23 protein-coding genes are annotated in these 23203 nt (G+C 62.8%); 6 read left to right on the forward strand and 17 right to left on the reverse strand.

The window, feature by feature from the left end:
* The first annotated feature begins 162 nt into the window (after positions 1 to 162).
* The 6 genes from galU to B6V75_RS12520 all read left to right on the forward strand — a co-directional run bounded on the left by galU (position 163) and on the right by B6V75_RS12520 (position 7420).
* The gene (galU, locus tag B6V75_RS12495; RefSeq protein ID WP_075775192.1) at positions 163 to 1056 is read left to right on the forward strand and encodes a UTP--glucose-1-phosphate uridylyltransferase GalU; all 894 of its coding nucleotides are present in this window, start codon (positions 163 to 165) and stop codon (positions 1054 to 1056) included.
* Positions 1057 to 1059: 3 nt separating this feature from the next.
* The gene (gene galE / locus B6V75_RS12500) at positions 1060 to 2043 is read left to right on the forward strand and encodes a UDP-glucose 4-epimerase GalE (protein ID WP_088719913.1); all 984 of its coding nucleotides are present in this window, start codon (positions 1060 to 1062) and stop codon (positions 2041 to 2043) included.
* A 25-nt stretch (positions 2044 to 2068) separates the two neighbouring features.
* Positions 2069 to 3091 carry a glycosyltransferase family 2 protein gene (locus B6V75_RS12505; RefSeq protein ID WP_088719914.1) on the forward strand — a complete coding sequence of 341 codons (1023 nt, stop codon included), beginning with the start codon at positions 2069 to 2071 and terminating at the stop codon, positions 3089 to 3091.
* Positions 3092 to 3303: 212 nt separating this feature from the next.
* Positions 3304 to 4314, forward strand: a complete 1011-nt coding sequence (locus B6V75_RS12510; RefSeq protein ID WP_088719915.1) for a glycosyltransferase family 2 protein — start codon at positions 3304 to 3306, stop codon at positions 4312 to 4314.
* Positions 4315 to 4327: 13 nt separating this feature from the next.
* On the forward strand, positions 4328 to 6025 hold the full coding sequence (locus B6V75_RS12515; protein WP_075775188.1) for a beta-1,6-N-acetylglucosaminyltransferase: 1698 nt from the start codon (positions 4328 to 4330) through the stop codon (positions 6023 to 6025).
* A 3-nt stretch (positions 6026 to 6028) separates the two neighbouring features.
* Entirely contained in the window at positions 6029 to 7420 is a 1392-nt protein-coding gene (locus tag B6V75_RS12520) for a nodulation protein NodH (protein WP_088719916.1), read from the forward strand.
* Positions 7421 to 7487: 67 nt separating this feature from the next.
* On the opposite strand, the gene B6V75_RS12525 is transcribed toward B6V75_RS12520, so the two are convergent.
* The 17 genes from B6V75_RS12525 to B6V75_RS12605 form a co-directional block, all read right to left on the reverse strand.
* Complete coding sequence (locus tag B6V75_RS12525) at positions 7488 to 7952, reverse strand: PTS sugar transporter subunit IIA (protein WP_075775186.1); 465 nt, start codon at positions 7950 to 7952, stop codon at positions 7488 to 7490.
* A 33-nt stretch (positions 7953 to 7985) separates the two neighbouring features.
* Positions 7986 to 8561, reverse strand: a complete 576-nt coding sequence (gene raiA / locus B6V75_RS12530) for a ribosome-associated translation inhibitor RaiA (RefSeq protein WP_075775185.1) — start codon at positions 8559 to 8561, stop codon at positions 7986 to 7988.
* Between the two features lie 295 nt (positions 8562 to 8856).
* Positions 8857 to 9633: an LPS export ABC transporter ATP-binding protein gene (gene lptB / locus B6V75_RS12535; protein ID WP_075775184.1), complete on the reverse strand. Its 777-nt coding sequence runs from the start codon at positions 9631 to 9633 to the stop codon at positions 8857 to 8859.
* The gene (lptA, locus tag B6V75_RS12540) at positions 9633 to 10124 is read right to left on the reverse strand and encodes a lipopolysaccharide transport periplasmic protein LptA (protein ID WP_075775183.1); all 492 of its coding nucleotides are present in this window, start codon (positions 10122 to 10124) and stop codon (positions 9633 to 9635) included. Before lptA ends, lptB begins: the two co-directional genes overlap by 1 nt.
* An 8-nt stretch (positions 10125 to 10132) precedes the next feature.
* A complete protein-coding gene (gene lptC / locus B6V75_RS12545) occupies positions 10133 to 10735 on the reverse strand; it encodes an LPS export ABC transporter periplasmic protein LptC (RefSeq protein WP_141104918.1) in 603 nt (200 codons plus the stop codon).
* Entirely contained in the window at positions 10735 to 11691 is a 957-nt protein-coding gene (locus B6V75_RS12550) for a KpsF/GutQ family sugar-phosphate isomerase (RefSeq protein ID WP_088719918.1), read from the reverse strand. Before B6V75_RS12550 ends, lptC begins: the two co-directional genes overlap by 1 nt.
* Entirely contained in the window at positions 11672 to 12286 is a 615-nt protein-coding gene (locus B6V75_RS12555) for a ribonuclease D (protein ID WP_075775180.1), read from the reverse strand. The genes B6V75_RS12550 and B6V75_RS12555 overlap by 20 nt, the downstream gene beginning before the upstream one ends.
* 105 nt (positions 12287 to 12391) lie before the next feature.
* Positions 12392 to 13033, reverse strand: coding sequence for a DedA family protein (locus B6V75_RS12560; protein WP_075775179.1), 642 nt, complete (start codon positions 13031 to 13033; stop codon positions 12392 to 12394).
* A 74-nt stretch (positions 13034 to 13107) separates the two neighbouring features.
* Positions 13108 to 13803 (reverse strand): hypothetical protein, encoded by a 696-nt coding sequence (locus tag B6V75_RS12565; protein WP_141104917.1) that lies wholly within the window; start codon positions 13801 to 13803, stop codon positions 13108 to 13110.
* Between the two features lie 152 nt (positions 13804 to 13955).
* Positions 13956 to 15014 (reverse strand): ABC transporter ATP-binding protein, encoded by a 1059-nt coding sequence (locus tag B6V75_RS12570; protein ID WP_088719919.1) that lies wholly within the window; start codon positions 15012 to 15014, stop codon positions 13956 to 13958.
* Between the two features lie 3 nt (positions 15015 to 15017).
* Complete coding sequence (locus B6V75_RS12575; RefSeq protein ID WP_075775176.1) at positions 15018 to 15806, reverse strand: ABC transporter permease; 789 nt, start codon at positions 15804 to 15806, stop codon at positions 15018 to 15020.
* The gene (locus B6V75_RS12580; protein ID WP_088719920.1) at positions 15803 to 16657 is read right to left on the reverse strand and encodes an ABC transporter permease subunit; all 855 of its coding nucleotides are present in this window, start codon (positions 16655 to 16657) and stop codon (positions 15803 to 15805) included. Before B6V75_RS12580 ends, B6V75_RS12575 begins: the two co-directional genes overlap by 4 nt.
* A gap of 77 nt (positions 16658 to 16734) precedes the next feature.
* Positions 16735 to 17841 (reverse strand): ABC transporter substrate-binding protein, encoded by a 1107-nt coding sequence (locus B6V75_RS12585; protein WP_088719921.1) that lies wholly within the window; start codon positions 17839 to 17841, stop codon positions 16735 to 16737.
* 237 nt (positions 17842 to 18078) lie between these two features.
* Positions 18079 to 19233 (reverse strand): iron-containing alcohol dehydrogenase, encoded by a 1155-nt coding sequence (locus B6V75_RS12590; protein WP_088719922.1) that lies wholly within the window; start codon positions 19231 to 19233, stop codon positions 18079 to 18081.
* Complete coding sequence (locus B6V75_RS12595; protein WP_075775451.1) at positions 19230 to 20618, reverse strand: aldehyde dehydrogenase family protein; 1389 nt, start codon at positions 20616 to 20618, stop codon at positions 19230 to 19232. Before B6V75_RS12595 ends, B6V75_RS12590 begins: the two co-directional genes overlap by 4 nt.
* Before the next feature lie 44 nt (positions 20619 to 20662).
* Positions 20663 to 22027 carry a glutamine synthetase family protein gene (locus B6V75_RS12600; RefSeq protein WP_088719923.1) on the reverse strand — a complete coding sequence of 455 codons (1365 nt, stop codon included), beginning with the start codon at positions 22025 to 22027 and terminating at the stop codon, positions 20663 to 20665.
* A 103-nt stretch (positions 22028 to 22130) separates the two neighbouring features.
* A complete protein-coding gene (locus B6V75_RS12605) occupies positions 22131 to 23168 on the reverse strand; it encodes a TRAP transporter substrate-binding protein (RefSeq protein ID WP_075775171.1) in 1038 nt (345 codons plus the stop codon).
* Between the last annotated feature and the right edge of the window lie 35 nt (positions 23169 to 23203).

The following is a 23203-nucleotide window of genomic DNA, read 5'->3' on the forward strand; positions in this document are numbered from 1 at the left end:
CCGCGAATTTTCACGGCGTTGAACGAAACAATTTTCGCGTTTGCAGCATTTCTTCCTTTTGGAGTGCTCAACGCGAAAACCGGTCCCTTGTTGGATTGAGGCTTTGGGGACACAATAAACCAACTTCTGACGATTTGATCGTAGCAACCCTATAGGTGACGAATGAAAAGCAAGGTGACGAAGGCGATCTTCCCGGTGGCCGGCCTCGGAACCCGCTTCCTGCCCGCGACGAAATCGATCCCGAAAGAGATCCTCACGCTGGTGGACCGCCCGCTTATCCAATACGCCATCGACGAGGCGCGCGCGGCCGGTATCGAGGAATTCATCTTCGTCACCTCGCGCGGCAAATCTGCGCTCGAGGATTACTTCGACAACGCCCCCGAGCTCGAAAGCGCGCTCTCGCAGAAGGGCAAGACCGAGATTCTCGACGAGTTGAAGAAGACCAACATGGATAGCGGCGCGATTGCCTATGTCCGCCAGAACCAGCCGCTGGGTCTGGGCCATGCGGTCTGGTGCGCGCGCCGTCTGGTGCATGACGAAGCCTTCGCCGTGATCCTGACCGACGACGTCATCGCCGCCGACAAGCCCTGTCTGCAGCAGATGATGGAAGCCTATAACGAGACCGGCGGGAACTATGTCGCGGCGATGGAAGTCCCCGCCGACAAGACCGCCTCCTACGGTGTTCTGGATGTGGGCCCGGGCGACGGTCCGCGCCTGCCCGTCAATGGCATGGTCGAGAAGCCCAAGCCTGAAGACGCCCCCTCGAACCTCGCGGTGATCGGTCGTTACATCCTGACCCCGCGGATCATGTGGAACCTCGATGCGCGCAAGGCGGGAGCCGGTGGAGAGATCCAGCTGACCGACGCCATCGCGCAGGAAATCCACGGCGGCAACTCGGTCTACGCCTATCGCTTCGACGGCCAACGTTACGATTGCGGATCGAAAGCGGGCTTCCTGCAGGCAACGGTGGCCTTCGGCCTCCAGCGCCCGGATCTGAAGGACGAGTTCGGCGAGTATCTCTCCGATCTCTCCGCGATGCGGCAGGCTGCCGAGTAAGCGATGAAGCATGTGTTGGTGACGGGCGGTGCGGGCTATATCGGCTCGCACGCCTGCAAGGCGCTGGCCGCGGCGGGCTACGTCCCGGTCTGTTTCGACAATTTCTCGACCGGCTGGAAAGAAGCGGTGAAATTCGGCCCCGTCGAGGAGGGCGATCTGGCCGATCGTGCCCGGCTCGACGAAGTGTTCGCCAAGTATCAGCCCATCGCTGTAATGCATTTCGCGGCGCTCAGCCTCGTCGGCGAGTCGATGGAAGATCCGGCGAAATATTGGCGCACCAACGTGAATTGCGCGCTGAACCTGATCGAGGCGGCCGTCGATGCAGACTGCCGCAACTTCGTCTTCTCCTCGACCTGTGCGACCTACGGCGATCAGGACGGGGTGGTGCTGGATGAGAACACAGAACAGCGCCCGATCAACGCCTATGGCGGATCGAAACGCGCCATCGAAGACATGCTGCGCGATTTCGGCGCGAGCCACGGGATGAACTCCGTGATCTTTCGCTATTTCAACGTGGCGGGCGCCGATCCCGACGCAGAAGTCGGCGAGCAGCACATCCCCGAGACGCATCTGATCCCGCTGATGCTCGACGCGATCGCGGGCAAACGCCCGGCGCTGACCGTGTTCGGCTCGGATTACGCGACGCGCGACGGCACTTGCATCCGCGATTACGTGCATGTCTCCGATCTGGTCGATGCGCATGTGCTGGGTCTGAAATGGCTCGAGGATGGCAAACCCTCGCGGGTCTTCTGCCTCGGCTCTGGCAACGGGTTCTCGGTGCGCGAAGTGATCGACGCCTCGCGCGCGGTAACCAATCGCGATGTTCCGATCGTCGAGGGGGACCGTCGACCGGGCGATGCGGCGTCGCTTGTGTCGGGCTCGAAACGGGCGACCGAGGAACTTGGCTGGCAGCCGAAGCGGTCGGACCTGTCCACCATGATTTCCGATGCATGGCGTTGGCATCAGGCGAAAGAGTATGAATACTGACCCCGAGGCAGGGTCAGGAGTATGGATGCCATCGCGCCATGAGCTTTGGGAGAGCTACAGGCTGCGCCTCAAGCGCAAGCACTTCCTGTGGCGCGCCCTGCGCAAGCGGCATCAGCTCGACAGCGTCACCAACCGCACCGGCAAGATAAGGCCCTGTGCGATCCTCGCCTTCGCGGTGATGCGCAACGAGGCGCGGCGGCTGCCCTTTTTCCTCAAGCATTACCGCAAGCTGGGCGTCGATCACTTCCTGATCGTCGATAATGGCAGCACGGATGACACCGCCGCGCTGCTGGCGGAAGCGCGCGACGTCTCGCTATGGCAGACGGAGGGCAGCTACCGGGCCTCGCGTTTCGGGCTCGATTGGGTGACATGGCTGATGCTGCGCTACGGGCACGATCGCTGGTGCCTGACCGTCGATGCCGATGAGCTGCTGATCTACCCCTATCACGACAGCCGCCCCCTGCCCGCGCTGACCGACTGGCTCGACCGGTCCGAGCAGCGCTGTTTCCCAGCAATGATGCTCGACCTCTACCCGAAGGGGCCGCTGGGCGCGCAGCGCTATGAGGCGGGGCAGGACCCGCGCAAGATCCTGAGCTGGTTCGATGCCGGGAATTACATGATGACCCGGCAGGACCGGACCGACGCGCTGTGGATTCAGGGCGGACCCCGGGCACGCGCGTTTTTTGCCCACACCCCCCGACAAGCGCCGACCCTGTCGAAAATCCCGTTGGTGCGGTGGCATCGCCGGTGGACCTATCTGAACTCGACCCATGCGCTGCTGCCCCGCCACCTGAACCAGACCTACGACACGGAGGGCGGCGAGGCCATCTCGGGGCTGCTGCTGCACACGAAGTTTCTCGACGAGATCGTGGACAAGTCGAAGGAGGAGAAATCGCGCGGCGAGCATTTCGGCCAGCCCGCGGAATTCGACCAGTATTACGACGCGCTGGCCGCCGATCCGGAACTCTGGACGCCGCATTCGACGCGGCTCGGCGACTGGCGACAACTGGAGGCGCAGGGGCTGATGTCGCGCGGCGGGTGGATGTAAATTTGTTGACTTGGGGGCAACAATACTGACGTGAGCGTGAAGCGCGGGCTTCTCAGTTGCAAGCAAACCGGGTAAGTATCGGAAGATATTGATAACCCGTTAAAAACTTGCCGATTTGAACCGGGCGACCTTTAACGATTTGAAAACTACGGTACGAGCATCACGGGACCGAAGCGGCACGAAATGACCGCGACGTCGAAGAGGGACGGATATTGGGACTGAGAGAAATCGCCAGACTGCGCCGCAAGCGCAGAATTCGGCAGATTCGGGCTTTCCGGAAAAGCCACGAACTCTCTCTCTATTCCGATCGCACCGGCGACATCCACCCCGAGGATATCCTCGTCTTCGTCACCGCCCGCAACGAACGCATCCGCCTGCCCTATTTCCTGCGCTATTACCGCGAGATGGGGGTCGGCCACTTCCTGTTTGTCGACAATGGCAGCGACGACGGCAGCGCCGAGTATCTCGCGCAGCAGGAGGATTGCTCGGTCTGGCGCACGGAGGCGTCTTACAAGGCGTCGAATTTCGGCGTCGACTGGATGAACTGGCTGCTGCGCAAACACGGCACCGGGCATTGGACGCTGACGCTCGATCCGGACGAGTTCTTCGTCTACCCGTTCTGCGACACGCGGCCCATTCAGGCGCTGACCGACTGGCTCGATACCTATGGCATCCGGTCTTTCCCGGCGATGCTGCTCGATATGTATCCGAAAGGACCGATCGACGCGCAGCCCTATCGCGAGGGGCAGAACCCGTTCGATCTGGCCTGCTGGTTCGATGCGGGCAATTACATGATCTCGCAGAACTCCGAGACCAATAATCTGTGGATCCAGGGCGGACCGCGGGCACGCATCTTTTTTCCCGACGCGCCGAAGAAGGCCCCCTCGCTCAACAAGATACCGCTCGTCAAATGGGAGCGCGGGAATGTCTATATCTCCTCGACCCATGCGCTGCTGCCGCGCGGCCTCAACCAGGTCTACGACACGATCGGCGGAGAGATGGTCTCGGGGTGCCTGCTGCACGCGAAGTTCCTCTCGCCGCTAACCGACAAGGTCGAGGAAGAGTTGGAGCGCAAACAGCATTACGCAGGCTCGCGCGAATATCACGCCTATGCCCGCACGATCTCAAAAGAGCCCGATTTGTGGTGCAAATGGTCGGAGAAATATATCAACTGGCGCCAGCTCGAAATCCTCGGGCTGATGTCGAAGGGCAATTGGGCGTGAGGAAACAGGTCTCGTGACGGTCGGATTCATCATGATGTGCCACACCGCGCTCGACCGGGCCGCGCAGGTCGCGCGGTTCTGGTCGGAGGGCGGATCGCCCGTGGTGATCCATGTCGATGCCCGCGTCACCGCGCATGACTATAACGGCTTCAAGAAGATGCTCGCCGATCTAGAGAATGTCTCTTTCTCGCGGCGCTACAAATGCGAGTGGGGCACGTGGTCGCTGGTCGCCGCCAGCCAAGCTGCGGCAGAACAGATGCTGGCACTGCATGCCGACGTGCGCCACGTCTATCTGGCGTCGGGCTCCTGCCTGCCGCTGCGCCCGCTGCACGAGCTGACCGACTATCTCGACGCGCGGCCCTATACCGATTTCATCGAGAGTGTGACCACCACGGAAGTCGGCTGGACGGTTGGCGGAATCGACATCGAACGCTTCACGCTGCGCTTCCCCTTCTCGTGGAAAAAACAGCGGCGGATGTTCGACCGCTATGTCGAGTTTCAGCGCCGCGTAGGCTTCAAGCGACGCATTCCCGACGGGCTGGTGCCGCATTTGGGCAGCCAGTGGTGGTGCCTGACGCGCCAGACCCTGTCGGCCATTCTGGAAGACCCGGATCGCGCGCTTTACGACCGCTATTTCAAGCGCGTCTGGATCCCCGATGAGAGCTATTTCCAGACCCTCGCAAGGCTCTATTCCACCTCGATCGAGAGCCGCTCGCTGACGCTGACCAAGTTCGATTTTCAGGGAAAGCCGCACATCTTCTACGACGATCACCTGCAGCTTCTGCGGCGGTCGGACTGTTTCGTGGCGCGGAAAATCTGGCCCAAGGCGGACAAGCTCTATCGGACCTTCCTCGACAAAAGCCCTGGCCGGTCCGTCATGGCAGAGCCGAACCCGGCCAAGATCGACCGGCTGTTTTCCAAGTCGATCGAGCGGCGCACACGCGGGCGGCCCGGCCTCTACATGCAAAGCCGTTTTCCCAGGAAAGACCACGAGAACGGCAAGACCTCGGCACCCTATTCGATCTTCCACGGCTTTTCGGATCTCTTTGAGAATTTCGACGGCTGGCTTGCGAAATACGTGGGTGCCCGGGTTCACGGTCATCTCTTCGCCCCCGAACGCGCCGAGTTCGCGGGTGGCGAGCGGATGTTCAACGGTTGCCTGACCGACGACGCGGCGCTGCGCGATTACAACCCGCGTGCCTTCCTGACGAACTTGATCTGGAACTCGCGCGGGGAACGGCAATGCTACATGTTCTCGCCGCGCGACAATCAGGCGAATAACTGGTTCACCGCGACCGATCCGAATGCGCAAATCTCGGTCATCACCGGGGCCTGGGCCCTGCCGCTGTCGCGCCGCAACGAGAATTTCACGACGATCCGGCGCGAGGCCGCGATGCTGCAAAAGCGCGAGCTGGAGCATCTGGATATTCTCCGCTCGATGTATGTGAAGGCGCGGGTGCGGATCTGGACCGTCGCGGATTTCATCGAGAACCCGATGGAGCCCCTGCAGACCATCATCGACGAGATCAGCCCCCGCGCCACGCGCCGCCTGACCGAAGCGCCGCAGATGGTCGATCTGTCGGGGTTCAACCAATTCCTGCAAAATCTCAAGAACCAGGGGATGCAGCCACTCGTGATGGGGGATTTCCCGCTCGAGCAAAGCGGGCAGCGCGACGCCGTCCGCCGGGGCCGCCCCTATCTGGTGAAATAACCCATGCCCAAGTTTGAGAGTTTCGTCGTCTTCGCCGAGATGCGCACCGGCTCCAACCTCGTGGAAGCCGCGCTGAACGATCTGGACTGCGTGACGTGCCATGGTGAGGCGTTCAACCCGGCGCTGATCGGGTACCCGAACCGAAAGGAGCTGGTGGGAGTCACCAAGGCGCAGCGCGACGACAATCCTCTGGTGCTGTGGAATGCGATCAAGTCTCAGGATGGGCTGAACGGCTGCCGCTATTTCCACGACCATGACCCGCGGATGCTGGCGGTCTTCGTGAACGATCCGAAATGCGCGAAGATCGTGCTGACCCGTAACCCGATCGAAAGCTATGTCAGCCTGATGATCGCGCGCGCGACGGGCCAATGGAAGCTGGGCGATGCGAAACACCGCAAGGCCACGAAAGCGCGCTTCGATGCGGAGGAATTCGAGGCGCATCTTGAAGGGCTGCAGGATTTTCAGGTGACGTTACTGAACGCTCTGCAACGCTCGGGACAGACAGCCTTCTATATCGATTATGAAGATGCACAGTCCGTCGAAGTGCTTAACGGTCTGGCGAATTGGCTGGGCGTCTCGGGGCGGCTGAAACAGTTGCCCGAGAACCTCAAGGTGCAGAACCCGGAGCCGCTGGAGGCAAAGGTCGCAAATTTCCCGGGGATGGAGGCGTCGCTGGCGCGACTCGACCGGTTCAACCTGTCGAAGACTCCGAATTTCGAGCCCCGGCGCGGTCCCGGCGTGCCCGGTTTCATCGCGAGCGAGGCGGGGCTGCTTTATATGCCGCTCCGGCCCGCGATGGATGCGCCGATCCGCGACTGGCTGGCCGCGACCGGCGATCTGGTCGAAGGGTTCAGCCAGAAAACCCTGCGCCAGTGGAAACGCCGCCATCCCGGCCATCGCAGCTTCACCGTGCTACGCCATCCCCTGATGCGCGCGCATCTGGCGTTCAACGCGGTGCTGAACTGGGACAATATGGACGAGACGCGCGCCGTTCTGCGCCAAAGCTACAAGCTGCCAATCCCGAAGGAAGGGCAGAGCATCGCGCAAGACGACTACGCCGAGGCGCTGATCGCTTTCTTGGGCTGGCTCAAATCCAATCTCGCGAACCAGACGAGCCTTCCGGTGAACACGCTCTGGGCCACGCAATCCGCGGCGCTTCAGGGCATCGGCCAGTTTGCGCTTCCCGACCTGCTGGTGCGCGAAGAACGGATGGCCGAGGACTTCGCCTATCTCGCCAGCATGGCCGGGGTGGAGGCGCCTACGCTCGCGCCCGGAGAGACCGACACCGCGGCGATCAAGCTCGCTGATATCTGGACGCCCGATCTCGAGGCCGCCGCGCGCGAGACCTATACGCGCGACATGATGCAGTTCGGCTTCGAAAACTGGCGAGACTGATCTTGGGCCATGGAAAAAGCGCGCCGGGAGGACCGACGCGCTTTTTCGATTTTCATTCGAGACCGGTTCAGGCCGCCTGACGGCTTTGCGCTTCCGTCAGCACTGCGTGCAGCGTAGAGGGATCGGTATTCGCCCGCAGCTTCTCGCAGGTTTCCGGATCGCGCATCGTGCGCGACACGAGGGCCAGCGCCTTGAGATGCTCGACGCCGGAATCCTTCGGCGCGAACAGCGCGAAAACCAGATCGACCGGCAGCCGGTCCACCGCGTCGAAATCGAGCGGCTTTTCCAGACGCAGGAAGACACCCACGACCTCGCTCAGCCCGTCGAGCCGCGCATGCGGAAGCGCAACACCATGGCCGACGCCGGTCGGTCCGAGGCTCTCACGCTCCTGCAGCGCATCGACGGTTTCCGAGGCGTCGATCTTGTAGCACGCCGCCGCGATGTCGCCGAGATCCTGAAACAGGCGTTTCTTGCTCGTGACATTCGACAGCACTTTGACCGCGCCAGGCACGAGAAGTTTAGATAGGTCCATGAACTCGTCTACTCCGCGCCCGTTCCGGGCCGCTCATTTGCTGTTGCGCGGGTCGATCCAGCCGACATTGCCGTCTTCACGCCGATGAACGACGTTGACCCCGCCATGTTTCTCGTTGCGGAAGACGAGTAGCGACGCGTCGGACAGCTCCATCTGCATGACCGCTTCACCGACCGAGAGCGTGGGAACCTTGGTTTCCATCTCGGCTACGATCATCGGAGCGCCTTCGCGCGTCTCGCCGGTATCGTCATCCTCTTCCGAGGCGAGCACATATAGACCTGCAGCTTCGAATTCAACTGGTTCGGCACGGTCGCGGTGATGATCTTTCAATCTGCGTTTGTGGCGCCGCAGCTGCTTGTCCATCTTTTCGCGGGCCGCATCGAAGGCCGCGTAGATTTCGGTGGCATGCCCCTTGGCCGAGGCGGTCAGCCCGGTCGACAGGTGCACCGTCGCTTCGCAGATATATTCATGCGCATCGCGCGAGAAGGTGATCTGCGCGTCGGTGGGACGCTGCATGTATTTCTCGGCGACTTCGCCCAGCTCCGACTTGACGTGAGATTGCAGGGCCTCTCCGACATCGATTTGTTTGCCGGTGATTTGGTAACGCATGGATTTCCTCCTTCACGCATTGGGCCAGTGACCCCAGCCTTGGGGCTGAGGTGTTTCGGGCCGGTTAATCTCTTGAAAAGTCGCGTCGAGTCTGAATTCGCCCGGGCCCTCTTTCGGGGACCTTTCGCGCGCCGGACCCCTCTCGGGGGCCGCAAGCGCGCCCGGGGAGTGGGGGCGAACATCACGCATCTCTTATGTATTTGGGGATGGATCGCAGGGGGTGTCAACGGGTGACCCTCGCTGCGGTGCAAAACTGCCGAGGGTCGGAGTCGCTTGGGCGATCCGTAGAGCATGCTCAGAGGATGCGGAAATGCTGCCCGAGATAGACGCGGCGCACGTTTTCGTCCTGCACAACCTCTTCTGCGGTGCCTGACATCAGCACCGTCCCGTCATGCAGGATGTAGGCCCGATCCACGATCTCGAGCGTCTCGCGGACGTTGTGATCCGTGATCAAAACCCCGATACCGCGATCCTTGAGCTGACCGACGAGGGCGCGAATCTCCGACACCGCGATCGGATCGACGCCCGCGAAAGGCTCGTCGAGCAACAGATATTTCGGATCGGCGGCCAGACAGCGCGCGATTTCGCAGCGACGGCGTTCACCGCCCGACAGCGCCAGCGCGGGCGCGTGGCGCAGGTGGCCGATCGAGAAATCGCCCAGCAGCTCCTCCAGACGTTCCCGCCGCGTGTGCGGGTCCGGCACGGCGACCTCGAGAACCGCCATGATGTTCTCTTCGACTGAAAGCCCGCGGAAAATCGAGGCTTCCTGCGGCAGATAGCCGATCCCGAGCCGTGCACGGCGATACATCGGCAGGCCCGTCACATCGCGTCCGTCGATGAGCACCTCGCCCGCATCGGGACGGATCAGCCCGGCGATATTGTAAAAACAGGTGGTTTTCCCGGAACCGTTGGGCCCCAAAAGCGCCACGACCTCGCCGCGCGACAGATCGAGCGAGACATCGCGAATCACGGGGCGGCGCTTGTAGCTCTTGCGCAGCCCGCGGATCTGCAAACCGCCGTGACCCGCGACCGGGGCCAGCCCGGCGTCGCTCTTGGCGGCATCCTCGACCATCACTTGCTCCCGGCGGGCTTCAGAAGCGTGCGGACACGTCCATCCATCGTGCCCGTGCCGGTGCTCAGATCGACATTGAGCTTGTTGCCCGACATCACGTTGTTGCCTTGGGTCAGAAGAACCTTGCCCGTCATCACGACGGTGCCCGCCTTCACGTCGTACACGGCTTCCTCTGCCTCGGCGGCTTCGGTGGGCGAGACCAGCGTGACACCGCCGGTCGCATGCAGCTTCGTGATCTCGGAGCGTTTGTCGCTGGCGTAGAACACCTCAAGCTCGGCCGCTTTCATATGCATATCGCCTTGGGTGACTTCCACATTGCCGGAGAACACCGCCTGGCCGCTTTGCTGATCGACGTTGAGCGAGTCGGCCGTGACCTCGACCGGGGCGGTCTTGTCGGCGCGCAGACCGCCGAAATTGACGCTTTGCGCCATCACGAGAACCGGGAACGAAACCACCATCGCGCAGGCGGTGAAAAAACGCGCTCGAAACATCCACACCCTCATTGTTGCGGCTGATATACCAGCTTCACACCCTGTTTGAAAACAAGATCGTGACCGCTGCCATCCGCCGTCGGGACGATCTGCATATAGCCCGCATCGAGCGTTCCGAAAGGGGATGTCCCGTGAATCGGGCCGGGCGAGGTCAGAACGCTGCTATCGGTCTGAAGTTCAATTTTCTCGGAATTCACCCGATAGCCGTCGGAGGTCTGCATCGCGACCTTCCCGGTCAGATCGATACGGTTCGAATTGGGCTGAAACAGACCCTCATTCGCGCTCAGATCGGTCACATGGCCATCGGGTGCGGTCAGCTTTGCCGCGACCTGATCGGCACTCGCGCCCTGATCCTGCGCGGGCTGGGTGCGCGCCATTGCTGCGGTCACCGAGAGCGTCGCGCCGGTATCGGTCACGCCGGAATATTCGGGCCGGGTGACCGCATTTTCGCGCGCGAGTTTCTCGACATCGACTTTGGCATAGGGGATCGCGGCGCTCGGATCGATCCGACGTGAAACGAGGAAGATCGTCGACAACAGCGCCAGCGCGAGCAGCGGCAGGACAATCTTCGCCCAGTTCACCAGTCGCGTATGGCTATTGTCGTACATCATCAGACGATCCCGGCCCTCAGGCAGTCGTGGATCTGCAAGAAGCCCACGGGCTTTTCGTCTTCGACGACGAAAAGCGCGGTGATCTTGCGCTCGTTCATCTGCGCCACGGCAGCCTCGGCCAGTTGCTCCGGCGCGATGGTGCGCGGATTGGCGGTCATCACCTCGGAGACCTTGTGCTCCAGCAGCCCCTGCATATGGCGCCGCAAATCGCCATCGGTGACGATCCCGGTCAGACGGCCCGCCTCATCGGTGACGCCAACGACACCGAAGCCCTTCTGGCTCATCATCAAGAGCGCATCGGGCATCGGCGTGTCTTCCGCGACCAGCGGCATATCGCGATGCATCAGGTCCGAGACTTTCGACAGCCGCGCGCCCAGCTTGCCGCCGGGATGGAACGTGCGGAAATGCTCGGCGGTGAATTCGCGGTGCTCCATCAGCGCGACGGCCAGCGCATCGCCCAGCGCGAGCGTCATCGTCGTCGAGGTCGTGGGCACCACGCCCGTCCCGCAGGCTTCCTCGGCCTTGGGCAGCACCAGCGCGAGATCCGATTGCCGCAGCAGGGTCGAGTCCGGGCGGCTCGCGACACCGATCAGCGGAATCCGGAAGCGCCGCGTATGGGCGATCAGATCGGCCAGCTCCGGCGTCTCGCCAGAATTGGACAGCACCAGCGCCAGATCGTGCCGGGTGACCATGCCCAGATCGCCGTGGCTCGCCTCCGCCGGATGGACGAAATGCGCCGGTGTCCCGGTCGAGGCCAGCGTCGCCGCGATCTTGCGCCCGATATGGCCCGATTTCCCCATGCCGGAAACGATCACGCGCCCCTCGGTTTTGAGGATCATCGCCACCGCGCGTGAAAACTCGCCATCGAGGCTCGCCGCCAAGGCTTCGAGCCCGGCGACCTCGATGCCGATCACGCGGCGGGCGATGTCGGAATAATCAGTGGTGGAAGATGTCATTGGGTTCATCCCAGCCCAGCAGATCGAGCTTCGCACGCGTCGGCAGGAAATCAAAACAGGCCTGCGCCAGCCCGATCCGGTTCTCGCGCTCCAGCCGCTTGACCAGTTCAGCCTTGATCTGGTGCAGGTAGAGCACGTCCGAGGCCGCGTATTCCATCTGCGCGTCGGTCAGCTCCGCCGCGCCCCAGTCCGAGCTTTGCTGCTGCTTGGAAATGTCGACGCCGACAAGCTCCTGCACCAGCACCTTGAGCCCGTGGCGATCGGTGAAGGTCCGCACCATCTTCGAGGCGATCTTGGTGCAGAAGACCGGCTTCGTCTCAACCCCGAATGCGTTGTAGAGGGCCGCCACATCGAAGCGCGCGAAGTGGAACAGCTTCTCCACCGACGGATCGGCCAGCATGCGGCACAGGTTCGGCGCTTCGGTCTGACCTTGGGCGATCTTCACCAGATGCGCGTCGCCATCGCCCGCCGAAAGCTGCACGAGGCAGAGCCGGTCGCGGCGCGGGTCAAGGCCCATCGTTTCGGAGTCGATGGCCACGACGGGACCGAGATCGAGCCCGTCGGGAAGGTCGTTTTGATGCAGGTGGATTGCCACGGCGTGTCCTTCTTTAACGTCTTGCCGGGCATATAAGCCTTTTGCCGCGTTCTTGCCAACGCGAGATGGCGAAAGGCAGCCGAGGTATGGCGCTTGCTTCGCCGATCAGCTCTCGCGTGACGGCATGGCGCCGCTCGACTCGTCGGGGTCTTCCAGCGGCTTCCAGGTAATCACGCGGTAGATGTAGAGCAGGACGAGGATCACGATCACGCCGGTCGAGACCGGGTTCACCCAGCTTGCGACTTCGCTGTACTGCTTTCCGAGCAGATAGCCCGCAACGGTCAGCAATGCCGTCCAGAGCGCGCTGCCCACCGTGGTGTAGGCGAGGAACGGCAGGAAGGGCATCCGCGCCATGCCAGCCGGCACCGAGATCAGCGTGCGCGCGCCGGGCAGCATCCGCCCGAAGAACACCGCTGCCCAGCCGTGCTTGTCGAACCATTTCTTGGTCCGGGTAATGTCGCGGGGGGTGATGCCGATCCAGCGACCGTGGCGGCTCGAGAGGTGACACAGACGCTTGATCCCGATTTTCAGACCAATCCAGTACCAGAGAAGCGCCCCGATGACCGAGCCGATCGTCCCCGCGACGATCAAACCGATCAGCGAGAATTTCCCTTGCGCGGCCATGTACCCCGCGAGCGGCATGATCAGCTCCGACGGGATCGGAGGAAACACGTTTTCCAGCAACATCAGCCCCGCGATGCCGAAATAGCCGAAGGACGCGATAACGCCGGTAATCCAGTTGAACATGTTGTCTCCTTTGGCGACGAAAACCGGAACGGCGCGTCTTGGTCGGGTGGGTTAAACTGAGGTATCTGTCCGCTTCATTCAGCGGCCTCGTGCGGAGCCTTTGTTTGGCGCCCGTCGCCGCGTTGTTTCAGGCGTAGCTGCCCCAACTCGGCGCCGCGCCCCCGGCGTTTGCCGTCTTCGCCGGTCAGGTAGGCGCGGGCTTCCTGCTCCAGCATCTCCTCCAGCCGCGACGCCAGTTCCCGACGCTTGCGAAAACTGCGCAGCTGCTCGGTCGACAGGCTCTGCGGCAAGAAGCGTTGATGCTCCCCGGCGTTATAAACGTCGAGAGAGAGGCGTCCGGCGACGAGGATATTGTCGCGACTGCTTTCCGCCAGAACGGTGAATACCACGGTTTCCATCTCTTTCGCGTCGTCAGGCAGGCTGGAGAATTCCAGTGCGACATCCACGAGATCTGAAATCCGGCCCAAATCCCGGTACTCCGCAGTGTTCAACGGGCCCTTGATCGACTCGTCGGGTTGGGAATCCCCGAAAGGAGCGAAGCCGCCGGAGTCGCTGGCGATCGAGTGATAGGTTTTCCCGTCGACCACGAGATCGGCGAGAAGCGCTTTCACGAAGATTGGCTCGGCACCCATGTTGCCAAGCATCAGATGCCCGCGTTCATGGCCGCCCGCGACCCGGGTGAGCAGCAGTTTCGAGCGCCGTTCACGCCGAAAATTCTGCAGTAGAAGTTGCAGGTAGACCAGCCAGACGAACGCGGTGACGATCTGCACCGCGATGCTTACAACCTGATTATGGTCGACAAGCCACTCCATCTTCATCCTTCTGCATCGGTCGCACGTAGTGTTCTATCGGCAACGCGGCAGAGGGGCGTCCGGGTCCGGAAACCTGAAGAAATGAGGAGCGCAGGACCGGTTTTGCCTCGTCAGTCGGCAAGAACCAGCAGATCACGGCTCGCTACGCTGACCTCGGCTTCGGTGCCGACCTTGGGCGGCGGGTTGTCGGGGCGGTTGAACGTGTCGAGCGCGATGAGCTGCCCTTCCACTTCCATTTTTACCCGCAGGATCGAGCCGAGGAAATGCGTCTCGACGATCCGCCCGGTGAACACCGTGTCATTGCCCTCGCGGCGGCCCAAGGCCAGAACCTCGGGCCGTGCGGCCAGCGTCACCGGAGTCCCCTGCCCCATGGTGACCGGTTCGGAGAGGATCACCTCGGTATCGCCGACCCGCAATGCGCCCCGCGCGGGATCGGCCACCTCGGCCTCCAGCGCGTTCAGCGTGCCCACGAATTGCGCGACGAACCGGGTCTTCGGCTGATTGTAGATTTCGAAAGGCGCACCGATCTGCTCGGCGACGCCACCATTCATCACCACCACGCGATCCGAGATCGACAGCGCCTCTTCCTGATCGTGGGTGACGAAGATCGTCGTGATGCCCATACGTCGCTGAATGTCGCGGATTTCCTCACGCAGGCTCACGCGGATCTTGGCATCGAGCGCGGAGAGCGGCTCGTCCAGCAGCAGCACGCGCGGCTGAATCGCGAGCGCCCGTGCGAGCGCCACACGCTGCTGCTGTCCGCCCGACAGCTGGAACGGGTAGCGATTGCCCAGATCGGGCAGGCCGATCAGCGACAGCATCTCGGCGACACGCGCCTTGATCTCAGCGCGCGGACGTTTCGCCACGCGCAGCCCGAAGCCCACGTTCTGCGCGACTGTCAGGTTGGGAAACAGCGCGTAGGCCTGGAACACCATACCGATATTGCGCTGGTTCGCCCCCATATGCGTCACGTCCTGCCCGCCGATGCGGATCGCACCGCCCGAGGGGGACTCGAAGCCTGCCACCATCCGCAGCACCGTCGTCTTGCCGCAGCCCGACGGGCCAAGGAGCGAGATGAATTCGCCCTCTTCGATGGAGAGGTTGAAATCCTTCACAACGCGGTTCGCGCCGAAGGATTTTTCCAGGTGTTCGATCTCGAGAGAGGCCATGGGTTACCGCTTTGCGTTCGTATGTTTGGAAAACCGGGTGACGAGTTGAATGAGCCCCATGCAGATCCAGGTGATCGAGAAGGCGATCACCGCAAGCGCGGCGGGCTCGTAAGCCTTGTTCGCGCCGGTCAGCTGCATGTAGGGGCCGAAGGCCGGCCGGTTGAGGAGCGAGGCGAGGACGAACTCGCCGATGACGATGGCGAAGGTGATGAAGGCGCCCGAGAGCACCGCGACCAGCACGTTCGGCAGGATGACGCGGGCAAGGATCGTGCTCCATCCCGCGCCGAGGCTTTGCGCCGCCTCGGTCAGCGTACCGACATCGATGGTGCGCAGGCCGGTATCGACGGCGCGATACATGTAGGGCAGCGAGAGCGTGGCATAGCCCAGCATCAGCAGGACATTGGTGCCCGTCGTCGTGCCGGTCAGCGGCAGGATCGACGACGTGTTATAGAGCCGGATATAGCCGAAAACGATCACGATTGGCGGGATCACCAGCGGCAGCAGCGTGATGAACTCAACCACCGGGCGCCAATGCGGCAGGCGCAACCGCACCCAATAGGCGGTCGGCACCACGATCAGCGCCCCCACGAGGATCGTGAAGATCGCCATCACGACGGAGTAGCTGAAGGTCTCGCGGAATTGCGGATCGGCCAGCACCGAGCGGTAAGCGTCGAGCGAATACACCCCGCGCCGCGCCCGCAGCGAGAATTCCAGCGTACCGAGCAGCGGCAGGGCGAAATAGAGCGCCCCGAACGCCAGCGCGAGCCATGACCAGAGTTTCTTGGATTTCATCGCATCCACCTTTCCGAGCGTACGCGCAGCCAGACATAGGCGAGGTTGGCTAGGCCGGTGATGACGATCATCCCGAAGGCCAGCGCGTAGCCCAGATGCGGGTCCTGCAGCACATCGCCACGGATTTGCGCGTAAAGCATGATCGGCACGATCGACATCGACGAACCGGTGAGCGCATAGGCCGTCGCCACCGCACCGAAGCTATTGGCGAACAGCAGCGCCAGCGTACCCAGCAGCGAGGGCCAGAGGATCGGCAGCGCGACGATGCGCCAATACTGGAAGCCGGTCGCGCCGAGGATGCTCGCCGCCTCTTTCCATTCGCGCTTCAGACCGTCCAGCGCAGGGGTGATGATCAGCACCATCAGCGGGATTTGGAAGAACAGATAGGTGATCGTCAGACCGAAGAAGCTGAGCAGGTTGAAGCCGTGCGTGTAGATGTTGAAGCCGAACCACGACTTCAGCAGCACGGTCACGAGACCCAGACGTCCCAGCGTCGCGAGAAAGGCGAAGGCCAGCGGCACGCCCGCGAAGTTCGAGGCCACGCCCGAGAAGGTCATCACCGGACCGCGCAGCCATTTCGGCAGGCCGCCCAGCGTGACGGCCGCAGCGAGCGCGAACCCGATTAGGCAGCCTATAAGCGCAGTGGCGAGGCTGATCCTGATAGAAATCCAATAGCTCGCGAGGATCGTCGGTTGAAACAGGTTCACGAGGTTCGACAGCGTGAAACCCCCGTCACTCGTCCTAAACGCGCCCACCACGATATACATCGTCGGGGCGATCAGGAACAAAAGCGCGAAGAGCGTGAAGGGAACCATCCCCACCCAAGTCAGCGGCAGCTTGCGGCTTTGCATCGGGCCTCGCCTTACAGAAATTCCAATAAAGTCGCCCCGCGCGATCAAGCGCGGGGCGTTTTCTTATGCCGGTTCGGTTACTGGACGTTCGCGCCGACGACGCTGTCCCAGCCGCCGGTCACGACTTCCTTGTTCGCAGCCTGCGCGTCGAGCGACGGGAAGATCGCCTTGGCATAGCCTTCCGCCGGAGGCATCGCGTCGAGCATCTTCTGCGGAACCTTGCCGTTGGCCGACAGGTCGTTGAAGCGGATCGGGTGGCAATAGCCTTCCAGCCAGCCGAGCTGACCTTCGTCCGAATAGAGGTATTCCATCCAGAGCTTGGCTGCGTTCGGGTGCGGCGCGTAGGCCGAGATCGCCTGAACGTAGACACCGGCGACCACGCCCGATTTCGGCACGACGACGTCGACCGGCGGGTTGCCGTTCAGCGTGTCGCGACCTGCCAGAGCGTTATAGTCCCACTCGATGACGATCGGGGTCGCGCCCTGTGCGAGCGTCCCGGTCTTGCCGATGACGGGCACGAAGTTGCCGTTCTTGTTCATCTCGGCGAAGTACTTCAGGCCAGCTTCACCCGAGGCTTTGCCCGGCTCGCCGCCTGCTGCGACGCCCGCAGCCAGAACGCCGAGGATCGCCTGGTTCGAGGCGCGCGGGTCGCCCGCCAGAGCCACCGAGTTCGCGTATTCCGGCTTGAGCAGATCCGACCAGTCCTGCGGCACGTTGTCGACGATGTCCTTGTTCACCGCGAACGACAGCACACCGTAATAATCACCGTACCAGTAGCCTTCGGAATCCTTGGCGCTGTCCGGGATCGTGTCCCAGGTCGAGACCTTGTAGGGCTGGATCAGACCTTCGTCCTTGGCCGCCGGGCCGAAGGAAAGACCGACGTCGATCACGTCGGGCGCCTGCGGACCCTTGTTGTCCTTGTTGGCGCGGATCGCCTCGAGTTCGTCGGCCGAGCCCGCATCGGGGTTCAGCTCGTTCACGGTGATCCCGGGGTACTTCTTCTTGAAGCCGTCGATCACGCCCGAGTAGTTGCACCACGAATGCGGCAGCGCGATCGTGGTCAGGCTGCCTTCTTCCTTAGCGGCGGCGTAGAGGTCATCCATGCTGTCGGCGAAGCTGGCGCCGGTGCTGGCAGCGAGGGCCATCGCGCTGGCTGCCGCAAGATAACGGAACTTGAAGGTCATATTCAGGTCTCTCCCCGTTGATGGGGGGCGGTGCCGCATCATGCGGTCCTGTCCCCCGAGCTATGTCTTTCGACGATTGTGCCGTCCGGTTGGCTCCGGCATCGGCGTCCCTTTATGCGGGTCTTGTAACAGAATTTTGGCAAGATTGATCATGCAGTCAATTTACTTATCAACACGAGCCACAGATGCGTGAGCCGCAGGCGCGTGCGACGACCTTCCGGCCGCCGCACGCAGATTTTATAGGCACGCCTCGTAGAGCGCGCGGGTATTGTCGACGGTCATCTCGACCGGATTGCCGCCACAGGACGGATCTTCCAGTGCCATCTCGACCAGCATGTCGAGATCCTCGCGCTTCACGCCCATCTCGGTCAGGTTAGCCGGGATGGACAGTTCGGTGCGCAGGCTTTCGATGCGGGCCTTGAAGCCGTCGAAGCCGCCCGGGATGCCAAGGTAAGCCGCCGCGCGGTTGATCCGCTCTTCGATGGCGGCGCGGTTGAAGTCGAGCACCATCGGCATCACGCAGGCATTGGTCGTGCCGTGATGGGTGCCGTAGACCGCGCCGACCGGATGGCTGAGCGAGTGGATCGCGCCGAGCCCCTTCTGGAAGGCCACCGCCCCCATCGCCGCCGCCGACATCATGTTGGCGCGCGCTTCCAGATCGTCCGGCGTCGTGAAGGCGCGCGGCAGGTTCTCGAAGACCAGCCGCATCCCTTCAAGCGCGATACCCTGGCTCATCGGGTGGTAATGAGGGCTGCAGAACGCCTCGAGACAATGCGCCAGCGCGTCCATCCCGGTGCCCGCCGTGATGAAGGGCGGCATGCCGACCGTCAGCTCCGGATCGCAAATCGTGATCGCGGGCATCAGCTTCGGGTGGAAGATGATCTTCTTCTTGTGAGTCTCGGAATTGGTCAGAACGCCCGCGCGCCCGACCTCCGAGCCGGTCCCGGCGGTCGTCGGTACGGCGATGATCGGCGCGATGGCGTCGCCATTGGCGCGCGTCCACCAGTCGCCGATATCTTCCAGATCCCAGACGCTGAGCGAGCTGTCCTGCCCCGCCATCAGCGCGATCATCTTGCCCAGGTCGAGCGCCGAGCCTCCGCCGAAGCAGATCACGCCGTCATGGCCGCCCGCTTTATAGACCTCGATCCCGGCGGCCATGTTGCCCTCGTTCGGGTTCGGATCGACCTCGGAGAAAACCGCGCGGCCCAGACCCGCGCCGTCCAGAACGTCGAGCGCGGCAGCGGTGATCGGCAGCGCCGCCAGCGCCTTGTCGGTCACCAGAAGCGGCTTGTTCATGCCCACGGATTTGCAGTGATCGGCCAGTTCCGAGATCCGGCCGGGGCCGAACTTGATCGTGGTCGGATAGGACCAGTTTGCGGTGGGGGCAGTCATTTCGTCACCTTCTTGAGATGGTAGGATTTCGGACGCGTCAGCGCGTGATAGCCCAGCACCGAGAGCGAGCCGCCACGGCCCGTTTCCTTGCAGCCGGTCCAGCACAGCGCCGGGTCGAGATAGTCGCAGCGGTTCATGAAGACGGTGCCGGTCTGCAGCCGCTTGCCCATCGCCTCGGCGCGGGCGGGATCGGCGGTCCAGATCGAGCAGGTCAGCCCGTAATCGCAATCGTTCATCGCTGCGATGGCTTCCTCGTCATCCTTCACGGGCATGATGCCGACGACGGGACCGAAGCTTTCCTCGCGCATCACGCGCATCTCGTGGTTCACGTCCACGAGGATCTGCGGCGCGAGATAGGCGCCGCCATCGTCTGCCGGGAACAACGAAGGATCGAGCAGCGGCTTCGCGCCATCGGTGATCGCGTCCTCGATCTGGCCGCGCACCACTTCGGCGAAACGCTTGTTCGCCATCGGGCCGAGGGTCGTTTCCGGCTCGAACGGATTGCCGAGGGTCAGCTTGCTTGCCCAGGCCGCCGCTTTTTCGACGAAAGCGTCGTAGAGGCTCGCATGGACGTAGATTCGCTCGATCCCGCAGCAGCACTGGCCCGCGTTGAACAGCGCACCATCCATCAAACCGTCGACCGCCGCGTCCAGATCGGCATCCGCGGCGACGTAGCCCGGATCCTTGCCGCCCAGTTCGAGGCCCAACCCGGTAAAGGTGCCCGCCAGCGCGCGCTCCACCGCGCGACCGCCGCCGACCGAGCCGGTGAAGTTGACGAAATCGAACGCCTTCGCGCCCATCAACTCTTCCGACACCTCATGCGTGAGGTAGACATTCTGGAACACGTCCTGCGGCACGCCCGCCGCGTGGAAGGCTTCGGCGATGCGTTCGCCCACCAGCATCGTTTGCGTCGCGTGCTTCAACATCACCGTGTTGCCCGCGATCAGGGCCGGGACCAGCGAGTTGATCACCGTCATGTAGGGGTAGTTCCACGGCGCGATGATGAAGACGACGCCTACGGGTTCGCGCGCGATCTGGCGCAGGAAGCTGTCGCTCTGCTCGACCACCATCGGGGCCAGCGCCTCTTCGGCGATCGAGGCCATGTAGCCCGCGCGCTCGTTCATGCCGCCGAATTCACCGCCATAGCGGGTCGGGCGGCCCATTTGCCACGCGAGCTCCTCGACTACGAGGTCTTTCATCTCGTTGAGCTTGGCGATGCCCGCCTCGACGAGCGCGATACGCTCGGACAGCGGGCGCTCGGCCCATGCCGGCTGCGCGGCGCGCAGGCCTGCGGCCAGCGCCTGCGCGTCGGAGGCGCTCAGCGCCTCGCGTTCGGCATAGACCTGCCCGTCGACGGGCGAGATACATTTCAGGGTCTTGGTCATCATGTCTCCTTGCGGGGTGTAGGGCCCCGCGGGTCTGTCAAAACTCAGGCGCGTTCGAAACCGCGCATCCGCTCCCAGTCGGTCACAACTCGGTTCTGTTCTTCGATTTCCCAGCGGGCGGCGCGCACGTAATGGGCCATCACGTCCTCACCGAAGGCGGATTTGAGCATGTCCGAACCTTCCAGAGCGCCCAGCGCCTCAGTCAGCGATTTCGGCACCTCGGTCACTTCGCCCGCCTTGTAGATGTCGCCCGCGGCTTCCGGGCCCGGGTCCATCTGCTGCTCGATCCCGGCGAGCCCCGCCGCCAGAAGCGCGGCGCAGGCCAGATAGGGGTTCAGGTCGGCGCCGCCGATGCGACATTCGACGCGGATGGACTTCGTGCCCTCGCCGCAGATGCGGAAACCCGCGGTGCGGTTGTCCAAAGACCAAACCGCTTTCGTCGGCGCGAAAAGCCCCTCGCAGAAACGCTTGTAGCTGTTGGTGTAGGGCGCGAGGAAATAGGTGATGTCACGCGCATGGGCCATCTGCCCGCCGAGATAGTGGCGCATCAGCTCGGACATGCCATTGGGCGCGTCCTTGTCGAAGAAGGCAGGCTTGCCACCCTTCCAGAGCGACTGGTGCACGTGGCTCGAACTGCCCGCCTTGTCGGTGTGGTATTTCGCCATGAACGTCGCCGACAGCCCGTGGGACTGGGCGACTTCCTTGGCGCATTGCTTTACCAGCACATGCATGTCGGCGGTCTGCAGACCGGCCGCATATTTCACGTTCAGCTCTTCCTGACCGCGCTCGGCCTCGCCCTTGGAGCATTCGACCGGCACGCCCGCCGCATAAAGCGCGTTGCGCATCGCGCGCATCGCCGGTTCGGCGCGCGAATTGCCCATGATCGAGTAATCGACATTGTAGCGCGCGACCGGGGTCGGCTCCGGATAGCCCGCGTCGAAGAGCTGCGGATAGCTTTCCTCGAACAGGAAGAACTCCAGCTCGGTCGCCATCATCACGTCATAGCCCATGTCCTTCGCGCGCTTGAGCTGCGATTTCAGCATCTGGCGCGGCGCATGGGGAATCGGCTCGTGGCTGTGATGATCGAGCAGATCGCAGATCACCAGCGCCGTGCCCGGAACCCAAGGGATCAGCCGCAGCGTCTCCATGTCGGGTTTCATCACGTAATCGCCGTAGCCGCGTTCCCAGCTGGACGCGTCATAACCCGGCACCGTGACCATCTCCGTGTCGGTCGCCAGCAGGTAGTTGCAGCAATGGGTCTCTTCCCATGCGCTGTCGATGAAATGCGCCGCGTGGAACCGCTTGCCCTGAAGCCGTCCCTGCATATCCACAAGGGCTGCGATGACGGTATCGACCTCGCCAGCATTGACCGCCTTCTTGAGCGCGTCGAACGACATTTTTCGCGACATGAGTTCCTCCGGGATCAGGGTCACCGCGCGAGAGTGCCGCGCGGTGCAAGGCCCTACAAGAGGGCAAATAAGAGCGGGCAGGACGGGCTGCCCGCCGACGAGATCAACCGCAACGGTAGGGCGGGCCTGCCTTGCGCATCGTCTCGTTATACTTGCGGAAGATGTCGACGACTTTCGCCTTCAACTCGCTCTCGGCCGCGATCTCGTCCCAGAACTTGTGCGCCGCATCCTCGACCTTCTGCCATTCGGCATCCGGGATCGTGGTGAGCTGCATATCCTCGCCATCGACGCGCAGCTTCGCCTCGCCCGACCAGTACCAGTACTGGCGGTGGTAATGCGATTGATCGAAGCAGGTCTTCATCAGCGTCTTCAGACGATCCGGCACTTCGTTCCAACGATCCATGTTGGCGAAGAAGTGGCCGATCCATGCGCCCGAGATGTTGTTGGTCAGGAAGTAGGGCGCGTTCTTGCCCCAGCCCGAGGTGTAATCCTCCGTGATGCCCGACCATGCGACGCCGTCAAGCTCGCCGGTCTGCAGCGCGACTTCCACGTCTTCCCACGGAATCGTCACCGGCACCACGCCGAATTGCGCGAGGAAGCGCCCGGCGGTCGGGAAGGTGAAGACCCGCTTGCCGTTCAGATCGTCGAGCGACTTCACCGGCTCTTTCATGGCGAAGTTGCACGGATCCCACGAGCCCGCCGAGATGTGCTTCACGCCCACGGCCGAATACTGCTCGTCCCAGATCTCGTTGAGACCCCATTCGTTGAACAGCGTCGGCACGTCGAGCGAGTAGCGCAGGCCGAAGGGGAAATAGCCGCCGAAGACGGTGACTTCGGTGGGCGAGGCCATCGAGTCGTCGTCGGATTGCACGGCGTCGATCGTGCCCGACTGCATCGCGCGGAACAGCTCGGAGGTCGGCACCAGCTGGTCGGCGTAGTAAAGTTCGATCTCCATCTCGCCATCGGCGATTTCGTTGAAGGTCTTGATGCAGTTATCCACGACCTGTTCAGCCAGCGCGGGGCCGGCATAGGTCTGCATCCGCCACTTGATCGGCGTGGTTTGCGCGACGGCCGGGGCCGCAAGGCCCGCCGCAGCCGCACCCACCGCACCGGTGGTGAGGAACTGTCTTCTTGTCGTCATCACTCTCTCCTTGTTGGTTGGTCCCGGTTTTTCCG

Source organism: Thioclava sp. F1Mire-8 (assembly GCF_002213165.1).
Taxonomy (GTDB): domain Bacteria; phylum Pseudomonadota; class Alphaproteobacteria; order Rhodobacterales; family Rhodobacteraceae; genus Thioclava; species Thioclava nitratireducens.